This window comes from Terrisporobacter hibernicus (genome assembly GCF_020809405.1).
In the GTDB taxonomy this organism is placed as follows: domain Bacteria; phylum Bacillota; class Clostridia; order Peptostreptococcales; family Peptostreptococcaceae; genus Terrisporobacter; species Terrisporobacter petrolearius.
In genome coordinates this window covers 1326686-1347134 of the sequence record NZ_CP081135.1, presented here as the reverse complement: position 1 = coordinate 1347134, position 20449 = coordinate 1326686, and the positions used below count along the sequence as shown (strand labels likewise).

Here is a 20449-nt window from a genome sequence, read left to right as displayed (position 1 = left end):
AGAGAGACTATGAATTTTATAGATACATTAAAAAGTGTTGAGTTGGTATTATCTACTGGAGAAGTTCCTTTAGTAGTAGGAGAAAGTGGAATAGGAAAAACGGCTTTAGCTAAAAAGCTTGCAAAGGATAATGGCTGGACATTAGTTACTATTGATGGAAACCTTCTTAAAGAAGGTGAGATAGGAGGACTTCCAACAGTTGAATCTTATGAGAGTATAGACGCTAATGGAAACAAAATTGAAAAGAAAACTACTATTTATGCTATTCACAACAAATTAAGAGAAATTGATGAAGAAATAAATAATGGAAGAAGTGTGCTTTTATTTATAGATGAAATAAACCGTTGTGAACATACTGTTCAGCAAGAACTTATGAATTTAATTTTAAATAGAGAAATAAACGGATATAAATTGCCTGAAAATGTGAAGATACTAGCAGCAATGAACCCATCAAGCAAATATGGCTCAGATTTTGATTATCAAGTTGTTGATATGGACGCAGCACAAGAAAATAGATTTGTTTGGTTAAATATGGACCCAGATCATAATGGATGGATAAAATGGGCTATAGGTGCAGGAATAGAGACTAAGGTTATAGAGTTTATTTCCACATTCCCAGAGTATTTACACAAAATAAATGATGAGGATGTTAGAGCAACTCCAAGAAGTTATGAAAGAGTTTCAAAAACTTATAAAATGTATAAAGAACAACAAGACACTATACCAAGATCAGTATTTGTAAATGTTATAAAAGGTAATGTGGGAAAAGTTATTGCAGAAGAATTTGTAAGTTTTGTTGAGTCTAATTGCAGTCCATTAATATCCTTTGATGATGTTTTTTCTAAAGAAAATCTAGATGAAAATGTAATAGAAAGAATAGAAAATGAAAGTCACACAAGACTTTATATAACTGCCATGAATATATTAAAAACACTAGAAAATAAAATAATAGAAGATGAAAATGATACATTTCTTGTAAATAGATTTGTGGAGTTTTTAGGCAAATATCCAATAGATTTAATGGTGGGGATTATGAAGGATATGAAAATTAGCTATAATGGGGTATACCAAAAAGCTATTGAAAATGAAAATTTTGTGGACGTATATTTTCAAGCTTATAATTCAATAAGGAGCTAATTATGGGAACTTATTTTGAAAAAGAAAGAAAATACCTTTATGGAAAAGCTATGGAGGTAGTTAATGCAACTGAAATGCTAAAAGCTTACCGCAAGGGTGAAAAATATGAAGTTACAATGGAAGAAGAATACAATCGGGAGTTCTTTGCTCTTGTTAACAAGGTAAATTTAAGTCTAATGGAAGATAAAGATAATTTTTATGGTTACTTTTTATTTAAAATGGAAAAAATCATAAGATTTGATATGACAAGTGCAACTTCTGTTAGCTTTAAGGGTGCAAAATATGTAATTTACTTTAATCCAATTATTTTCTTGGAACTTAATATAAAACAAATGGAGACTACCATAAAACATGAAATACTTCATATAGTATCTCAACATCTAATTAGAGGAAAAGATTTAAAAAATAAATACACTACTTTGGCAATTAATATGGCAATGGATGTGGTTGTAAATCAGTACTTGAATTACCTGCCACCCTATGCAATTACATTAGAATATATAAATATGAAATATAACTTAAAGCTGGATCCTTATAAAACTTTTGAGTACTATTTGGAAAAAATTCAAACGGAACTAGATTTGCAGGAAGAAGATGATGAAGGTGAAGAAATAGACAGTAATGAAAATGTGGCTGTAGAGTTTGATATAGAAAAAACTCACGACTCTTGGAATGAGTCTGATGAAATAGATGAGAAAACTTTAAAAGAATTCACAGAAAAAATAGCTGACAATTCACAAAAAGGAAGTATTCCAAGTTACTTGGAAGGAATGATAAAATCTTTAAAAAGTAATAAAGGAGAACTTCCTTGGAATTTGTACTTAAAAAAACTAATGGGAACAGTGGAAGCTAATAAAAAGAAGACTATAACAAGAAGAAATAGAAGACAACCTAATAGACTGGATCTTAGGGGAGAACTTAGAGGTCATAGGGCAGAAATTGCTGTTGCTATTGATATAAGTGGAAGTATAAGTGATGAAGAATTTAAACAAGCAATTAAAGAAGTTCTTAGCATCGTTAAAAATTATAATCAAGAAATTACCATAATAGAATGTGACAAAGAAATCAGAAGAACATATAAAGTAAAATCAGTAAAAGATGTTAAAGACAGGATAGCTACAGGTGGAGGAACGGAATTTTCACCAGTTTTTCAATATGCAAATAATAAAAGCATAAACTTATTAGTGTATTTTACTGATGGAAAAGGCGAAGAAAGACTTAAAGTAGTGCCAAAAGGATATAATATTTTATGGGTCATATCTGGCAGAGGAGATAAGCTTTCTGTACTTAAACCTTATGGAGCTGTGAAAAAATTAAGTAAAGTTGAAGTGAAAGAAGAAATCATAGATATAAGTGATATTAGAAGTGATGGATACTCTATGAATAATCAACAGCCAATATTATAAACAATAAATAGGATGTTTTAAAATACTTGATAGTTTAAAACATCTTATTTTTGTTGGAATTTTTAAAAATTAGCTTTTCTATGAAAAATAAAGTATATTAGAGAAACAATAAGAGATACTCCCAGTAAACTTAAAAATAGAAAAGAATGATTTATATTATATATAAATGCAGACACTAAAGGCCCAACGGCATATCCTAAAGATTCACATCCTCCTACAAAACCAAAAACAATTCCTTTTATTTTAGGAGAATTTCCAAATTCACTTATAGAGCTTTGAAGAGCTGCATTTAAGAAAGTAGCACCTAAAAAATATACGATAATTACTAAGGTAAAAATAGGTACATTTTTAATAAAACTAAGACCTAATAAAGTTATGTTCATAACAAAAAATGATAGAATAAGTTGTTTATTATTGCCTATTTTATCTGCAATAAAACCAGCTATAGGTGCACCAATACCAAAAACTACTAAGTAGATTGAAATAATAGCAGAGGAGTAAGCTATAGAGGTATTAAGTACACTCTTTGCATAAAAATGAATTAACGCTATAACACATCCATAAATATAATCACCTAAAAAAGCTATGCTACCAAGAACTAAAATTTTGTAGTATAGTTTATATTTTTTAATTTCATGAAGCATATCTTTGAACTTTATTTTATTTGTAGTAGTTTTATTTTTGCTTTTTAAACATCTTTTATTTTCACCTTTAATTTTAAAAATTATATAAATGGCAGTTAAAAATATTCCAGCAGAAGATAAGTAAAAAGCTAGATTGTAATTATTAAATTTAGTAACAATAAAACCACCAATAGCACTACCTATACCTCCTCCTAATGTGAAAACAGCGGCTGCAAGGCCTGTACATTCACCTCTTTTTTTCTCATCAAGAGAACGAGATAATATTGAATAAGTAGCAGGTGCTGCCATGCCAAGTACGCCACCTTGAATTATATAAAGATAGCTTGCAGCTTGTCCTGTTTTAAATAGAGTATAAGCAAAAGGTATTGAAGACATTAAAAAAATAGCTAATACCAAGGTGAATTTATCTCCAAATTTATCAGAAATTACCCCAAAAGGCATTTGAATTAATGTTTTTGCTACTCCATATAGAGACAAAACAGTTCCTACCATAACAGTGGCAATTCCAAATGAATTTAAGTAAAGTGGGATAATGGGAATCATAACAGAGTAAAATATCCCAAATAATAGTCTGTATGTACAAAAAGATTTCAATTCCTTCTTCGTAAAAAGAACGCTTTTATCAAATATCATAAGTTTCTCCTATAAAAAAATAATAAGTATAAATTATAACTAAACATAGTTTTCAACTAAATATCAAATCTATTCATCATATCTATATGAAAAAACTCATAAGATTATGTATGAGATGATGCTAAATACTAAAGTAGGTGGTGATGAAAATATTAAAAGAAGTATTTCAGTTATATATAAATAAAAGTGATTTTTTTCTAGAAATTCTTTTACAACATATGATGATTTGTGGAATAGCTATTGTAATAGCCTCAATTATAGGAATTTTACTTGGAATAATTATTAGTGAATTCAAAAAGACTACATCTCCTGTTCTTTCCTTAGTAAATTTTATTTATACAATTCCATCTATAGCTTTACTAGGATTTTTTATACCTATATCAGGCATAGGAGATAAAACGGCTGTTATAGCCTTAACAATATATGCCTTACTTCCTATGGTTAGAAGTACATATACAGGAATTGAGACTATAGATCCAGCAATAATAGAATCTGCAAAGGGTATGGGAAGTACAGATTATCAAATTTTGTATAAGATAAAACTTCCTCTAGCTACAACAGTTATACTGTCTGGTCTTAGAAATATGGTTGTTATGACGATTGCACTGGGAGGGATTGCATCATTTATTGGTGCAGGAGGACTAGGAGTAGCTATATATAGAGGAATTACAACTAATAATGCAGCATTGACTGTGGCAGGAAGTTTATTAATTGCAGTATTAGCACTAGTAGTGGACTTAATTATTGGGCTAATAGAAAAATTTATAAAAAGAAAATGGAAATTAAATTAAAAAGATATAAATTCAAAGTTGGGAGGAAAAAATGAAAGTTAATAAATATTTGAAAAAAATATCTATGGTTTTAATGGTTTTTGCCATAAGCATTACTACAGGTATATCTTGCACTAAAAAAGAAAAATCTGAAGGTACTATAAAAATAGCTACCAAGCCAATGACAGAGCAGTTTATTTTAAGCGAGATGATAGGTTTGTTAATAGAAGAAGATACAGACTTAAAAGTGGAAATTACTAAAGGTATAGGTGGAGGGACAAGTAATATTCAGCCAGCTATGGAAAAGGGAGAATTTGATTTGTATCCAGAATATACTGGAACAGGATGGAGTTTTGTACTTAAAGAAAAAGAAATTCCAGATGATGAAGTTTTGTTTAAAGAATTGCAAAAAAAGTACAAAGAAAAATATAATTTTAAATGGGTGGGACTATACGGATTTAATAATACTTTTGGATTAGTAATAAGAAAAGACTTAGCAGAAAAATATGATATTAAGACCTACTCAGATTTAGCTAAATATGCGACAAAACTTAACTTTGGAGCTGAATATGATTTCTATGAAAGAGACGATGGATATGATGCTTTGTGTGAAACTTATGGATTGAAATTTAAAGATGCCAAAGACATGGATATAGGATTAAAATATGATGCAATAAATTCAAAAGAAATAGATGTAATGAACATGTTTACAACAGATGGTCAACTATCAGTTTCAGATGTTACTGTTTTAGATGATGATAAACATTTCTACAATAATTATTATTGCTCCACTGTTGTAAGAGAAGAAGCTCTAGAAAAATATCCTGGATTAGAAAAAGTGTTGATGAAAATGGATAATATTATTGATGAGGATGAAATGGCTAAATTAAATTATGAAGTAGAAGGAAAAAATAGAGATGAAAAAGAAGTAGCCAAGGAGTTCTTACAAGAAAAAGGACTTATAGAATAGGCGGTGGAGTTCTATGGAAGATAATATTATAAAATTTGAAAATGTAAGTAAAATATATAAAGATAAAGTTGTGTTAGAAAACTTTAATTTAGATATAAAAAAGGGCGAATTTTTAACAATAATAGGTAGTTCAGGATGTGGAAAAACTACAGTGCTTAAATTAATAAATGGTCTCATATATGCTGAAAAAGGAAAGGTAATCGTTAATGGTAATGATATTTTGCAGACTAATCAGATTCAACTAAGAAGAAATATAGGATATGTAATCCAAGATATAGGGCTTTTCCCTCACATGACTGTAGAAAGAAATATATCCTATGTGTTAAACTTGTCAAAAATAAAAAATAAGGAATTAATTAAAGATAAGGTAGATACAATTATAAAAGTAGTTGGTATGGATTATGATATATTAAAAAGATATCCCAGTGAATTATCAGGAGGACAAAAACAAAGAGTAGGTATAGCTAGAGCCTTAGTTTCAAGTCCTAAAATTTTGTTAATGGATGAACCATTTTGTTCAGTAGATGAAATTACAAGAAGAATATTACAAGAGGCAATAATTGATATTTATAAAAATTTAGGTGTTACCATAATTTTTATTACTCATGACATAAAAGAAGCCTTAAAATTAGGAACAAAAGTAGCCGTTATGAATGAAGGCAAAATAATTCAATATTCCTCGCCTTGTTATATTAAGGAAAAACCAAAAACCGATTTTGTTAGAGATTTGGTAAAAGGTTATTAACTAAAATGTAGTTACTAAGTGTATGAGCTTGGTAGCTACATTTTTTAGGTATGATTATGGAAATGTAAATGATAAACAATATAAATTATATGAAGACATTTCGATGTAGAAAAAGGATGGATAGCCAATAGGTAATCCATCCTTTTAAAGTATGTCTGCTAAAGTATATTCACTTAAAGTAAGTATAAATGAATTCAGAGCATCATTTATAATAGGTTTTAGTTTACAAGAATCATTTATAGAGCAAGTATTACTCTCAATAGAAAAACATTCCAGAATATTTAAGTTGTCCTCAGTTGTTTCAAGAAGCTTACCTAAGTTTATATCCTTAGGATCCATACCCAATTTTATACCACCATTTCTTCCTTTTGATGATGATATATAATTATTTTTAGATAATTTATATACTATTTTCTTTATATGATGAGTTGACAAACCTAAAATGGATGATAGTTCATCAACAGTAGAAAGATTATCTGGATGATTACCTAAATACATTAGTATTCGAAAGCTATAGTCTGTAAATTTTGATAAATACATTATAATCTCCTTTTATAAGATAGTTTATATATGTATTATTATATAAACTCCTAAGTATTAAACACAAGGCAAATAATAAATTTCCAGATTAAAAGTTTAAATTAATTAAAAAAGTATATCCAACTCAGAATAATTATTACAAATATTTTGAAGAAAATTTTCATATCTATATAAAATCATAAATAATAGGACATTACAACAACTTATTATACATAAATGGCATGTATTAGGGTGTTAGCAAGAGCTTGTTTTATAAGTTTGATGCTTCACATAATGGAAAATTTTATGTTAAAATTAAGATAGGGTAAAAAAATAATAAATTTCAAAAAAACTGTTTAAGGTTAAAAATACGTGGTATTAATATAGTACAATTAAAAATTAAATTTAAACAGTATATAATATTTAGTTTATATAAAAATTAGGGAGGAATATAAGATGAAAAAATTTGTTTGTACAGTATGTGGTTATATATATGAAGGAGAAGCTGCTCCAGAGGTATGTCCAGTATGTAAAGTAGGAGCTGAAAAGTTCCAAGAAATGAAAGGTGAAATGAATTGGGCTGACGAGCACAGAATAGGTGTGGCTCAAGGAGTTGATGAAGAAATAGTTGAAGGACTTAGAGCTAACTTCACAGGAGAATGTACAGAAGTAGGAATGTACTTAGCTATGTCAAGACAAGCTGATAGAGAAGGACATCCAGAAGTTGCAGAAGCTTACAAAAGAATAGCTTTCGAAGAAGCAGAACATGCTGCTAAATTTGCTGAGTTACTAGGTGAAGTAGTAGTTGCTGATACTAAGAAAAACTTAGAAGCTAGAGTTGATGCTGAGTATGGCGCTACTGAAGGAAAATTAAAAATAGCTAAGAGAGCTAAAGAATTAGGATTAGATGCTATACATGATACAGTTCATGAAATGTGTAAAGATGAAGCTAGACATGGTAAAGCATTCTTAGGGCTATTAGAAAGATACTTTGGGAAGCAAGCTTAATTAATATAAAAATAATAATTTAAAAGGGCTGTATTACACTTAATAAAAGGTGTAATACAGCTTTTTATTTTTAAAATAAAATGTTTGTAACTAATAATTAAAAATCTACCTCTTACAAAGATAAATTAACCACTTACTCTAAATTCGTTTACAAAGAAATCCTAATGACTATAATTGATAATGTGGAGAGTGAAGATATGAAAATACGAATTGAAGTTGATGAAAGAATTGAAGAAGATGAAGTAATAGTTAGGTGCAGTCAATTAAATGAAGAAGTGAGTAATATTCAAAAAGCCATAACTGAAATAATAGCACAAAAAACACAAATTACTTTTTATAAAGATAATGTGGAATACTATATATCATTGGTAGAAATATTGTTCTTTGAAACTGAAGAGGCCAATATTAGCGCTCATACAAGTGATAATATTTATCAGGTTAAGTACAAGCTTTATGAACTGGAAGAGATTTTACCAAATAATTTTATTAGAATATCAAAATCTACTATATTAAATATAAATCACATTTACTCCATAACACGAAACCTAACATCGTCAAGTATCGTTGAATTCCAAAATACACATAAACAAGTGTATGTTTCAAGACATTATTATAAACCACTAAAATTTAAGTTATTAGAAAAGAGGAGATAAAATGAAAAAAGAAAGAATTTTTTGGGGCATTTTACTTGTATTAGGAAGTGTTGCTTTAATAGTTAATAAACTTGGTTACTTTTCTCATATAAATGTATTTAGTGTATTATTAACAGTATTTCTTTTGGGAATTATGATAAAAAGTACACTTAGAAGAAGCTTTCCAGGAATATTATTCCCATTAGCTTTTATTTGCATTATATTTGATGATCAGCTAGGTATTACAGCAATTACACCATGGACGGTGTTAATAGCAGCGGCTCTTGGTAGTTTTGGTCTATCAATGATTTTTTATAATGGTCCTAGGTGGCATAATTATAAACATAAACATGATTGGAAATATGATGATTATGAAACTATTAATATTGAAGATGAGGGACATATAAAATTAGATACTAGTTTTGGAGGAAGTATTAAATATATTAATACAGACAAATTTGAACAAGCAGATTTGGATTGTAGTTTTGGTTCAATGAAGGTGTATTTTGATAATACTAAACTAAATAATGGACGTGGACTAGTTAGAATAGATGCATCATTTTCTGGAGTAGAGTTATATATACCTAAGACTTGGACTGTGGAAAATAGGGTTAATACATCCTTTGCAGGTGTAGATGAGAAAAACAGAAACATGGGAAATTCAGATAATATTTTAACTATGATAGGAAGTGCTAGTTTTGCAGGCATAGAAATAGTTTATGTATAAAAAATATAAATAAGCTAAAGATATTTCAATAATGCACTGTACCCCAATTGTTGGATCAAAATTCCAACGATTGGGGTGTTTTTTATATGGTCAAAATATTAAAAAAATGTGATATTATTAAGAGGTATATGTAAAAATATAAGTGTATTAAGTAATAAAGAAAAATGAGGTGAAACTTTGCAATACATATTTAAATTAGACAAAGAAAATAAAATATTTTATAAGACCTTGCTTACATTATGTATTCCAATAATAATTCAGAATTTATTATCAACTTTAATAAATATGGTGGATACAATTATGGTTGGAGGGCTGGGAGAGGTATCAGTGGCAGCAATTGGTATAGCTAATCAATACTTCTTTTTATACAATATGGCTTTATCCGGAATCATAGGAGGAGCAGGATTATTTATTGCTCAATTTTTTGGGAAAAATGATAAAGCAAATATAAGAAAAATTACAGCCTTAGGAGCATTATCTGCTATAACTTTAGGAATAATATTTGGCACACTGGCAATTTTATCTCCAAAGTTTATAATTCACTTCTTTTCTCTTGATGAAAGTGTAATTGAAATTGCAGCAAACTATTTTTTAATAATAGGATTTTGTTATCCTATTATTGCAATTAGTAATGTATTTAGCATGGGATCAAGAAGTATTAGAAATCCAAAGCTTGGTATGATTTGCAGTTCTATATCCTTAGGACTAAATATAATTCTAAACTATATATTTATATTTGGGAAATTTGGAATGCCGGCCTTAGGTGCTAGTGGTGCGGCCTTGGCAACAGTTATATCAAGAATTGTTGAGTTAATATTGTTAGTTAGTTATGTTTATTTTATTAAAAGTGATTATGAATTAAGATTTACTTTTAAAGATATAAAACTAATTAATAAAGATTTGTTTAAGGCGTTTATATCTAAAACAATACCTGTATTTTTTAATGATACTTTATGGGCATTTGGAACAGTTTTATATGCAGTGGCTTATTCTAAAGCGGGAACATCAGCTATTGCAGCCAGCCAAATTGCATCAAGTACAGGAAATTTCTTTATAATGACATCGGTATGTATAGCTATTGGCTCATCTATTATGATAGGAAATGAATTAGGGGCGGATCATATAGAAAAGGCAGTTAGCTATTCAAAAAAATTTGCCATACTAGTATGTTTAGTAGGATTAGTTTTTGGTGGATTACTAATTTTATCAATTCCGGCACTTCTAAAAGTTTTTAGTGTAAGCTCAGGTCTTGCACCAGATATAAAAAAGATATTTATTATAATGGGAGTACTAATGGCATTAAAGACATTTAATACTTTTATAATAATAGGAGTGCTTAGAAGTGGTGGAGATACTAAATATGCTTTAACTTTAGAAATGGGATGTATGTGGTTTGTATCATTGCCTTTAACATTCTTTGCTGCTTACAAAGGTGTTCCAATCTATGTTTTAGTTGCTTTAACTTATACAGAGGAAATTGCAAAATTCATATTTGGTGTACCAAGAGCCTTGTCTAAGAAATGGGCAAATAATATTGTAAAAGATATTTAAAAAGGTTAATATCATGTTAAAACTTATTTACTAAGTTGACTTTTTTTTATATTAGAGTTACAATCAAACTATTATCGGTCGATTGACCGACAATGAATAAGGAGGTATTTCATGGGAACATATATTAGGGAACCTATTAATGGATTTACTCATTTAGGTGGAGCAATTCTTTCTTTTGTAGGTCTCTTAGCATTAGTAATAAAAACTACACTAACAAGTGCATCTGCTATAGACCTAACTGCAGTAATCATATTTGGAATAAGTATGATTTTACTTTATGCAGCATCAGCTACATATCATTTAGTAATGGCACCAGACAAGGTAATTGCATTTTTAAGAAAATTAGATCATTCTATGATTTTTATACTTATAGCGGGATCATATACTCCATTTTGTTTAATTGCATTAAAAGAGCACAAAGGTTGGATCTTATTTACAGTTGTTGCTACAATAGCAGTTTGTGGAGTTCTATTCAAAATGATTTGGTTTAATTGTCCTAGATGGATATCAACTTGTATATATATAGGTATGGGATGGATATCAGTATTTATGATAAAACCACTTTATAGCTCTATTCCATTTGGAGGAATACTTTTATTACTTATGGGAGGTATATTTTATACCATAGGAGCAGTAATATATGGACTTAAACCACCTGCACTTAAATTTAGAAATTTAGGATTTCATGAGATATTTCATATATTTATTCTTTTAGGAAGTTTATGTCACTTTATCTCAGTGTTTGAATATGTAATATAAAACTATAATCACCCACTCTATTTATTAGGATGGGTGATTTTTATTTTGAAAATTTGTAAATAAATATGAATGAAATATAAAAATAATAAAAAGATTATATGGATACAAATGGTATATAATATAGTCAATATGTAATAAGGGGGATATTATGTTAAAGGATATAAATGTAAAAATAAACCAAATAAAGGAGCAGGTTGCAGAGAAAAAAGTATTAGAAGAAAAGCTTGATAGTTTGAATAAAGAAATTTCTATGTATGAGTGTGAATTGAGAAATTTAGAAGAAATGTTAAAGAATGAGTTACATGATGTAGAGAAATTAAAGAAGGTATCTTTATCAAGTATTATATGTACAATTACGAGAAATAAAAAAGAAAAGATTGAAAAAGAAGAAAAGGAATATTTAATAGCAAAATTTAAATATGATGACTGCTTTTCTAGAGTTGATTCAGCGAAAAACAGTAAGTTAAGAATAGAAGATAGATTAAACTCATTAGCGAATTGCGAAAATAGGTATGCTGAATTATTAGATACAAAATTAGCTTTAATAAATATATATGGAGATGCAAATGAGAAAAATAGAATTCTAAACATGGAAAAAGAATTAGACCATTATTTTAAAGAGCTTAAGGAAATGGAAGATTCTATAGAAGCTGGAAATACTTTATATGAAGAAATTGCATATGCAAAAGAAATATTACAGTCTGCAAAAAACTGGGGAACTATTGATTTACTTGGAGGAGACTTTATTTCTTCCATAGCAAAGCATGAAAAAGTTGACCAAGCTCAAAATCAGTTTATAAGAATTTCAAATTTATTATCTAATTTTAATAAGGAATTAAAAGATGTTAATATAAATAGCTTAAATTTTTCTAATACCATGAAAACTTTTGATATATTTTTTGATAATATATTTACAGATATATCTGTAAACAGTCAGATAAGTAATTCTTATGAAGATATTTGTAAATTACAAAGAGATGTTGATATTATTCTAAAAAAATTAAAAGATAGCAAAGTCAGTTTACATGAAATTATAGATGACAAGAAAGATGAATATGATAAATTTATAAATAGTCTTTAATCTAAAAAGGTATTACTAGATGAAAGTTAAAAACTTACATCTAATAATACCTTAATTTTTATGAAATTTTGTCTTCATAATTTTTTATTGATTTATTAACTATAACAACAAACCATACTAAAGCTACACCTAAAATAGCATGGCCAAGACCTGATATATGGCTAAGACCAGCAAAATCACTATTATTAACTTGTAATATGCCTCTATAAACTAATGTAGAAATTAAATATATAAGACCTATATTGTAAGTTATAATCCATGATTTAAAACCTTTTATTTTAGATATGTTAAAGTTTTTTTCTAGTAGCAATACAATTATAAAAAATATAAATCCAAGCATTAATGTATGTGCATGAGTTACACTTAATGAGGTCACTCCAGTGAAATTATTTATTCTTGTAAACTCTCTATAAAAAACTCCTAATGCTAATCCTAAAATTAAATAAAATATTGAAATTTTAAAATATTTTTGCATATCCTACCTCCAGCAAAATAATTAATAATATACATATACCTAAAAAGGTTCCCACTGAAACAAAAAGAAGTAGGATTAATTTATTTAAAATTTTAAATCAAGAGATTTGAGTCTATTATAAATTTCATTCATAAGGCTAATTTCATCTTCTTTACTATAAGCCTCATAAGTAACGGAAAGTCTTAAATAAGCGCCGCAATCATCCCAAGGAACAGTGGATATCATGGCATTATTTAAAATATAAGCAAATGCATCTTCTGCACTATTAAATACTACATCACCAGCACCTTTAGGAATAGGTACATAAAGATAAAATCCACCTTTAGGCTTTTCCACTTTGAATCCAACTTTTCTTAGAACATCAATCAGCAAATCAAAACGTCTAGAATATCTTTCTATATTTTCTGAAATAAATTTTTCATAGTGATCAAGAGCGAAGGAAGCTGCTTTTTGTATAGGAATAAATTGACCAGAGTCAGTGTGACCCTTAATAGTTGAATAAAGTTTAATAGTTTTAGGAGATCCTACAACAAAAGCTATTCTAAAACCAGTCATATTAAAACTTTTAGATAAAGAGTGAATTTCCAAACAAAGATCCATAGCACCATCAACGCTTAAAATACTTAGAGGTTTATGACCACCATAAGTCAAAGCACCATAAGCCATATCAGAGATTATAAAAATCTTATTTTTTCTGCAAAAGTCAACTAAATATTCATAATACTCTTTAGTGGCAATTTGTCCAGTTGGATTGTTAGGGTAATTAATATAAATAAGTTTAGCTCTATTTAAAATATCTTTAGGAATATTTTCTAGGTCAGGGAAGAAGTTACTTTCCTCACAAAGGGGTAGATTGTAGACTTCTCCACCTAAAAATTTAGTATAAGTACCCATAATTGGATATCCGGGCACAGTCATTAGACAAACATCACCTGGATTTATAAAACCTGTAGGAATCATAGCTAAAATAGATTTTGAGCCTATGCCATGCATAACATTATCACAAGTTAAATTGTCTATATGATATACATTTTTCATAAATCTACAAGCTGCTTCTTGAAACTCTAATATGCCATTATCTGCATAAAATCTATTTTCATTCTTATGTGATTCTCTACATAAAACATCAATAATTGAAGAGTGGGCTATTTTATCAGGTTCACCAACTCCCATATTGATAAGTGGTATATCAGGATTATTTATTTTAGCATCATTAGTCAATTTTTTTAGTTTTTCAAATTTGTATAATCGTGTAGCTGTATTAAAGAAAGATAAATCGCCCAGTCTTTCTGAAATCATACTGTCTATAAAATCCATTTTTAATCCTCCAAAAGTGTCAAGATACTTTATATTATGAAAAATTATTAAAAATGGGACGACTTTATTATTTTTGTTGATTTTTATATATAAAATTAATTACATGTAAATCCAGGAAAATGTGTATATTCATTACATTTAAAAATATTGGACAGATAATGACTGTTGGACAAATAAAATTCAAAAGGCCGCTATAAAGCAGCCTTTAATTATTAATTACAATTTTCTAAGATTGAAGGAATATCTTCAACTGTTACACTTTCATAAACTCGTCCGTTTACAGTTATGATAGGCGTTTTACGGCAAAGACCTACACATCCACAAGATTCTAAACTAAATTTCATATCTTTAGTGGTTTCTCCAGATTTAATTCCAATTAATTTTTCAAATTCATGAAGAATACTAGAGCTATCATCCTTGCTACAAGCACTACCAAAGCATACTTTTATCTTGTACTTACCTTTTAGTTCAGTGAAGAAGTAGCTATAAAAATTAACAACACTTTCAACCTGGTTAAAAGGAAGATTTAGCTTTTTTGAAATATGAATCTGTACATCTTTTGGTAAATATCCAAATATACTCTGTGCATGATGTAGTGTATTTATCAGTGTTTTTTCATTATCATGGATTGAATTTATAAATATATCTAACTCATTAAATAATTCTTTATTTTTAGAGATAAAATCACACATATTAGTCTCCTTTATATGTTTAAATATAAACTTTCTAAGGACTATATGATATACCATAATTATTAATAATACAAACTTATTTATATAAAGTAAATGTAAGACAAGTATTACATTAATGTGTGTTATTATTTATAATATATTTGAAAATAAATGAAAGAAGGTGTTAAGGATGAAAATTTCAAAAAAAGAAGCATTTTCAATACCTAATATAATGGGGTATTTTAGGATAATTTTAATACCTGTATTTTTATATGTTTATTATAATGCAACATCAGTGGAGGATTATTATGTTGTAGCAGGTATAGTATGCATTTCTGGAATAACAGACTTTTTAGATGGTTTTATAGCTAGAAAGTTTAATATGATTACTGAGTGGGGAAAGTTTATAGATCCTTTGGCAGATAAGTTAACTCAAGCAGCTCTTGTGTTTGCTTTATCATTTAAATATAAATTAATGTGGTACTTAGTAGGTTTATTTATAGTAAAAGAAGGATTTATGGGAATTATGGGAATTATAATGCTTCGAAAAGGTAAAAAACTAGATGGAGCCAAGTGGTTTGGAAAGCTTTGTACAGCAATATTATACATAGTAATGTTTATGTTAATGTTATTTCAAAAAATGAATAATGATAACGCAAACTTCTTAATATTAGTATGTGGAGTATTTATGTTAATGTCTTTTATACTATATATGCCTGTATTCTATAAGATGCATAAGTCAAATAAATAAGATGTTTTTTGTATAGTATTATATCCTTTATTCATATAGTTATATATAAGCATAAAATCAGGGGGGATTATATGACAACATATATTTTATATGCATTGGCAGCTGTAATGTGCTTTATATCATATTTGAAAAATAAAGAAAAAACAAAAAATGCTTTAATGAAAGCTTGTAAATCTATGGAAAATATTATGCCTCAATTTTTATCTATAATAGTAATTGTAGGGTTAATGCTAGCCTTTGTGGATACCAATACAATTTCAAATTTAATAGGGAATGAATCAGGTTTTTTAGGAGTTTTATTTTCTGCAATTGTGGGATCAATTGTTATGGTTCCAACTTTTGTAGCATTTTCAACTGCAAATACTTTATTAAATAGTGGTGCAGGTTATTCTCAAGTATCAGCGTTAGTGTCCACTCTAACTTTTGTAGGAATAATGACTTTTACTTTAGAATCTAAATATATTGGTAAAAAGGCTGCATTTTATAGGAACTTATTTGCATTTCTATTTTCATTTGTAGTGGCTTTTTTTATGGGAGTGATTTTAGGGTGAGAAAGGAAATTTATTACTTAGCAAATAGATATAAGCTTTTTCTTGTTGTTTTTATTATTCTTGTTTTAGTTTTTATATTTGAAAAAAATATTGGTATAAAGGCATTTAATAGTGCAAAAGATAGTTTTCTACAGATGTTATCAGTGCTACCACCTATTATGATTCTTCTCGGATTAATGGACGAATGGGTATCTAGAGAATCAATGATGAAGTATATGGGTGATGATTCTGGAATCATAGGAATTGCCATTGCCATAACTTTTGCAGCTTTTGCGGCGGGGCCAATGTATGCTGCATTTCCCTTTACAGCTGTCTTACTGAAGAAAGGTGTAAAATTTACTAATGTAATTATTTTTATGAATTCTTGGTGTGTTATAAAAATTTCTACTCTTTTATTTGAAATAAGTTCCTTAGGGTACAAATTTACTTTCTATAGATTATTAATCGATTTTATTGGGGTTATAGCAATGGGATATTTGGTTAATTATTTTGTTATGAAAGTAGGTAAGGAAGATAAAGTTTTAAGTAGTTATATGAAAGAAAATATCTGAAAATAAAATTGAAAGGTATGAATTATTTAAATAATTCATACCTTATTTAAATTCTAATTTGTATAGATTGGCCAACAAATTTTTATGAGGCCAGGTAATTTTTATATAAAAATATAAGTTATTAATTTAAGACAAAATACCAACTTTTCTCAATAAGAATTCAGCATTTGTAGTAAGGGATCTTTCTTTTTTCAACTTGTAATCAAAGTAAATTTCATCATCTATATAGTGCTCATTAAAACTATAGTTTATAATATTAGGATTTTCATATTCTAAATTACAAACATCTAAATCATGAGTTGTAATCATTCCTGAAACATGACATTTACATAATTCCCTTAGGACACCTTGGGCACCTTTAAGTCTATCAATGGAATTTGTTCCCCTAAAAATCTCATCTATCAAAAATAATGTATGGGAGTTAACATGAGACTGATCAATTATTTTTTTTATTCTTTTTAGTTCAGCATAGAATGTTGAAATACCTTCGTTTAAATCATCTCTTATACGCATAGATGTAATTATATTCATTTTAGATGATAACATGTTATTTGCACATACATAACTACCAGAACATGCAAGAACCATGTTAATACCAACAGTCCTCATAAAAGTAGTTTTTCCAGACATATTAGAACCAGAAATAATATAAATATTATTATCTAGATTAAAATCATTGCAAATACGTTTATCATTGGGGATTAAAGGATGTCCCATATTTGTAGCTTCAATGATATTGTTTTTTTCAGTGAAATTAGGAAGACACATATTGTTACAAATTCTAGGAAGATTGGCAAAGCTAATTAAACTTTCCAGTTCTCCTAAAGTATGAAACCAATTTTCCACTGAATGAGAATATTCTTCCTTCCAATTATCTAAATCTATGGCGTTTTTGTAGTCCCATAGTAATAGCGAGTTTAAAATAATACACATAACACCATTATTACGCTGATTTATATTTGAAGCAATTTTTGATAGTTTGTTAACTCCAACTTTAGCCATCTCTACATTGTTCTCAATTTCTTTCAATTTATCGCAAGTAAATTTTGTTTTTGTAATATTATTAATAATATTATCGTATCTACTAATTTTAGGAGCTAACTTTTTAAGAGCTCCAACATAACTATTTGCTTTTAAATAACCAATTACCCATAGTAATAGTTGAAATATAATTAAGCAGTTAAGAATAATAAAACCAATAGTGTTTTTAGTTATTAGAGCATAAATCAAAGCAATACAAGTTACTATACTAGATGCTTTAAATAATAACTTCATAAATTTACTTTCTATAAATCTTTTTTTATCTTGAAGTTGTGAAATTAAATGGGCAAAATCCTCATCTACACCTATAAGAGAAAAATCATATTCTGTTTCAACGCAAAAATCATAGTTTTTGCTTAGTTCAGTAATAGCATCATGACGATTTTTAATTTCTTTATCTGAAAAATTAGGACTTAGTAAGTCTTTTACAAATCTTCTTCTTCCATAATAAGAGCCAGTACTATTAATCATTTGGAATAAAGAGTTTTTTCCTACTATATCCAAGTCCGTTGCATAAGGGTGATCATAATTTATAAATTCTTCACCAATATCTGTGAAATCAGACCATTCACCAGAAACTCTTTTAATATTAGCCTCATCAATTTTTATAATCCCTTCAGCTTTATGTATTTGCTCATAAGTAGTTTTATGAAATAGAGATGCAATAATAAATATAGCTATTTCTACAACTAAAAGTAAAATTAATTTTAAAGGATAATGATTTACATATATTTTGTATATGTTATAGCATATTAAAATAAACAATGCCATTTTGAATACAGAGATTATATTAGCAGTTTTGTTATATTCTAATATACTTGCTTTTCTTTTTTCTATATCATCATTAAATTTTGATTTCATAAGTTTTACCTCCAAATTTATCCTGTAACTTTTATGATAACCAATATTTATAAAAAATCCAACTGATTTGATTAATTAATGTTTAAATTAAATTTTTAATAGTAGTTTGCTTGCTTTTCGTGGTTAAAATAAATATTAAAAATTGCATTGACTCTGACGTTGCGTTATAGAATATAGTTATAAGTGTAATAGGGAATTGAGAAAAGGAGGTTGGAAAATGAAGATAAGCGAAGTAGCAAAATTGACAGGTATAACAGTTAGGACTTTGCATTATTATGATGAAATAGGATTGTTAAAGCCTAGTGAAATTACAGAATCAGGATATAGGTTGTATTCAAAAGATTCTCTTGAAACTTTGCAGCAAATATTGTTTTTTAGAGAATTAGATTTTCCTTTAAATGAAATAAAAGAGATAATGACAAATCCCAATTATAATAAAAGGGAAGCTTTGAATAAGCAAAAAGAATTGCTAGTAAAAAAACGCCAACGAATAGATAGTTTGATTGGTCTTATAAATAATACTATAGAAGGAGATAATAATATGAGCTTTAAAGAATTTGATATGAAAGATATAGAAGAAAGTAAAAAGAAATATGCTAAAGAGGTAAAAGAGCGTTGGGGAAGTACAGATGCATATAAAGAATGTGAAGAAAAAACAAATAACTACACCGAAAATCAATGGGGCGCTATTAATAAAGAAAGTAGTGAAATTTTGAAAGCTTTTGGGCAACATATAGGTTGTGATCCAGGAAGTGCAGAAGTACAAGATTTAGTAGAAAAGTGGAGAAATCACATTTCGTCTAGTTTTTATAATTGCACAAAAGAAATTTTATCAGGTTTAGGTCTAATGTATATAAATGATGAGAGATTTCAAAAAAATATTGATCAAAATGGGGAAGGAACAGCTGAGCTAATGTCAAAAGCCATTGAAATTTACTGTTCTAAATAAAGAAAAATTAATTTATAAAGAAAAAAAGTTAAAAGGCCTCTTAATTTTATAAAGTTGAAATTAAGAGGCTTTTTTTAATATTTAATATATATTAATTCAGACTCATTATATCTAGCAATAGCATAAATTACATCGGAAAGTCTATTTATATATTTCAATAACTGTGGATTAACAGTTTCAACCTTACTAAGAGAAATAATTCTTCTTTCAGCTTTTCTACAAATTGTTCTAGCTATATGTAAGTTAGCAGATAATAAGCTAGTTCCAGGAACTATAAAAGCATCCATTTTATCAATTTTTGAAATATAAGAGTCTATAATTTTTTCCAGTGACACTACATCATCCTCAGTTATAGGTGTTTTATATTTTCCATCTTCCCTCGTTGCTAATTCAGCAGATACAGCAAATAACTTTATTTGTATGCTTCTTAAAATCTCTTTATCTTCGTCTTTGGCATAATTTGTGCAAAGACCTATATAAGAATTTAGTTCGTCCAAGGTTCCGTAAGATTCTACCCTTATATCATCTTTATCAACTCTACTTCCGTCATATAGAGATGTTTTACCTTTATCCCCTGTTTTAGTATATATTTTCATAATTATCCTCCTTATATATTTTTATCAATAATATACCCATGAATTATTAGTATATATTCAAATATTTATTAAAGATTACACATTAAAATAAAAAATTGTGGGTA

22 protein-coding genes are annotated in these 20449 nt (G+C 27.9%); 15 read left to right on the top strand and 7 right to left on the bottom strand.

The annotated features are described in order from the left end of the window. Positions 1–9: 9 nt before the first annotated feature. Complete coding sequence (locus tag JW646_RS06470) at positions 10–1137, top strand: ATP-binding protein (protein ID WP_206925330.1); 1128 nt, start codon at positions 10–12, stop codon at positions 1135–1137. 2 nt (positions 1138–1139) lie between these two features. Beyond that, the gene (locus JW646_RS06465) at positions 1140–2543 is read left to right on the top strand and encodes a vWA domain-containing protein (RefSeq protein ID WP_228416972.1); all 1404 of its coding nucleotides are present in this window, start codon (positions 1140–1142) and stop codon (positions 2541–2543) included. A gap of 62 nt (positions 2544–2605) precedes the next feature. On the opposite strand, the gene JW646_RS06460 is transcribed toward JW646_RS06465, so the two are convergent. Beyond that, positions 2606–3820: an MFS transporter gene (locus JW646_RS06460; protein ID WP_228416971.1), complete on the bottom strand. Its 1215-nt coding sequence runs from the start codon at positions 3818–3820 to the stop codon at positions 2606–2608. Positions 3821–3963: 143 nt separating this feature from the next. Here JW646_RS06460 and JW646_RS06455 point away from each other — a divergent pair, with 143 nt between their 5' ends. From JW646_RS06455 to JW646_RS06445, 3 genes are read left to right on the top strand one after another with little or no spacing between them, the layout of a single operon-like run. Further along, complete coding sequence (locus JW646_RS06455; protein ID WP_209006085.1) at positions 3964–4611, top strand: ABC transporter permease; 648 nt, start codon at positions 3964–3966, stop codon at positions 4609–4611. A gap of 31 nt (positions 4612–4642) precedes the next feature. After that, the gene (locus JW646_RS06450; protein ID WP_228416970.1) at positions 4643–5560 is read left to right on the top strand and encodes a glycine betaine ABC transporter substrate-binding protein; all 918 of its coding nucleotides are present in this window, start codon (positions 4643–4645) and stop codon (positions 5558–5560) included. A gap of 13 nt (positions 5561–5573) precedes the next feature. Further along, a complete protein-coding gene (locus tag JW646_RS06445) occupies positions 5574–6305 on the top strand; it encodes an ATP-binding cassette domain-containing protein (protein WP_228416969.1) in 732 nt (243 codons plus the stop codon). A gap of 144 nt (positions 6306–6449) precedes the next feature. Here JW646_RS06445 and JW646_RS06440 read toward each other — a convergent pair whose 3' ends face one another. Then, positions 6450–6845 carry an RrF2 family transcriptional regulator gene (locus tag JW646_RS06440; RefSeq protein WP_074919398.1) on the bottom strand — a complete coding sequence of 132 codons (396 nt, stop codon included), beginning with the start codon at positions 6843–6845 and terminating at the stop codon, positions 6450–6452. A 435-nt stretch (positions 6846–7280) separates the two neighbouring features. Here JW646_RS06440 and JW646_RS06435 point away from each other — a divergent pair, with 435 nt between their 5' ends. The 6 genes from JW646_RS06435 (at position 7281) to JW646_RS06410 (ending at position 12582) form a co-directional block, all read left to right on the top strand. Beyond that, positions 7281–7832 (top strand): NADH peroxidase, encoded by a 552-nt coding sequence (locus JW646_RS06435; RefSeq protein WP_074919397.1) that lies wholly within the window; start codon positions 7281–7283, stop codon positions 7830–7832. Between the two features lie 197 nt (positions 7833–8029). After that, positions 8030–8485, top strand: coding sequence for a LytTR family DNA-binding domain-containing protein (locus JW646_RS06430; protein ID WP_074919396.1), 456 nt, complete (start codon positions 8030–8032; stop codon positions 8483–8485). Position 8486: 1 nt separating this feature from the next. Beyond that, positions 8487–9191, top strand: coding sequence for a LiaF transmembrane domain-containing protein (locus JW646_RS06425; protein WP_206925335.1), 705 nt, complete (start codon positions 8487–8489; stop codon positions 9189–9191). 177 nt (positions 9192–9368) lie between these two features. Then, positions 9369–10742: an MATE family efflux transporter gene (locus JW646_RS06420; protein WP_228416968.1), complete on the top strand. Its 1374-nt coding sequence runs from the start codon at positions 9369–9371 to the stop codon at positions 10740–10742. Positions 10743–10853: 111 nt separating this feature from the next. Beyond that, a complete protein-coding gene (trhA, locus tag JW646_RS06415) occupies positions 10854–11501 on the top strand; it encodes a PAQR family membrane homeostasis protein TrhA (protein ID WP_074919393.1) in 648 nt (215 codons plus the stop codon). Positions 11502–11649: 148 nt separating this feature from the next. Next, positions 11650–12582, top strand: a complete 933-nt coding sequence (locus JW646_RS06410; RefSeq protein WP_228416967.1) for a hypothetical protein — start codon at positions 11650–11652, stop codon at positions 12580–12582. Positions 12583–12640: 58 nt separating this feature from the next. Here JW646_RS06410 and JW646_RS06405 read toward each other — a convergent pair whose 3' ends face one another. From JW646_RS06405 to JW646_RS06395, 3 genes are all read right to left on the bottom strand, one after another. Further along, entirely contained in the window at positions 12641–13057 is a 417-nt protein-coding gene (locus JW646_RS06405) for a DUF2871 domain-containing protein (protein WP_206925338.1), read from the bottom strand. Between the two features lie 84 nt (positions 13058–13141). Beyond that, positions 13142–14374: an aminotransferase class I/II-fold pyridoxal phosphate-dependent enzyme gene (locus JW646_RS06400; protein ID WP_228416966.1), complete on the bottom strand. Its 1233-nt coding sequence runs from the start codon at positions 14372–14374 to the stop codon at positions 13142–13144. A 212-nt stretch (positions 14375–14586) separates the two neighbouring features. Continuing rightward, the gene (locus JW646_RS06395) at positions 14587–15066 is read right to left on the bottom strand and encodes an NADH-quinone oxidoreductase subunit NuoE family protein (RefSeq protein WP_228416965.1); all 480 of its coding nucleotides are present in this window, start codon (positions 15064–15066) and stop codon (positions 14587–14589) included. Positions 15067–15235: 169 nt separating this feature from the next. Between JW646_RS06395 and JW646_RS06390 the strand changes: the two genes are divergently transcribed. The 3 genes from JW646_RS06390 (at position 15236) to JW646_RS06380 (ending at position 16898) form a co-directional block, all read left to right on the top strand. Beyond that, positions 15236–15796, top strand: a complete 561-nt coding sequence (locus JW646_RS06390) for a CDP-alcohol phosphatidyltransferase family protein (protein ID WP_228416964.1) — start codon at positions 15236–15238, stop codon at positions 15794–15796. A gap of 71 nt (positions 15797–15867) precedes the next feature. Continuing rightward, on the top strand, positions 15868–16347 hold the full coding sequence (locus JW646_RS06385) for a permease (RefSeq protein WP_228416963.1): 480 nt from the start codon (positions 15868–15870) through the stop codon (positions 16345–16347). Then, the gene (locus JW646_RS06380) at positions 16344–16898 is read left to right on the top strand and encodes a permease (protein WP_228416962.1); all 555 of its coding nucleotides are present in this window, start codon (positions 16344–16346) and stop codon (positions 16896–16898) included. The genes JW646_RS06385 and JW646_RS06380 overlap by 4 nt, the downstream gene beginning before the upstream one ends. 126 nt (positions 16899–17024) lie before the next feature. Here the strand turns inward: JW646_RS06380 and JW646_RS06375 are convergent, their stop codons facing one another. Further along, complete coding sequence (locus JW646_RS06375; RefSeq protein WP_228416961.1) at positions 17025–18800, bottom strand: MutS-related protein; 1776 nt, start codon at positions 18798–18800, stop codon at positions 17025–17027. 217 nt (positions 18801–19017) lie between these two features. On the opposite strand from JW646_RS06375, the gene JW646_RS06370 reads away from it, so the two are divergent. Next, positions 19018–19749 carry a MerR family transcriptional regulator gene (locus JW646_RS06370; protein ID WP_228416960.1) on the top strand — a complete coding sequence of 244 codons (732 nt, stop codon included), beginning with the start codon at positions 19018–19020 and terminating at the stop codon, positions 19747–19749. A gap of 74 nt (positions 19750–19823) precedes the next feature. Here the strand turns inward: JW646_RS06370 and JW646_RS06365 are convergent, their stop codons facing one another. Beyond that, positions 19824–20345 (bottom strand): cob(I)yrinic acid a,c-diamide adenosyltransferase, encoded by a 522-nt coding sequence (locus tag JW646_RS06365; protein ID WP_228416959.1) that lies wholly within the window; start codon positions 20343–20345, stop codon positions 19824–19826. Between the last annotated feature and the right edge of the window lie 104 nt (positions 20346–20449).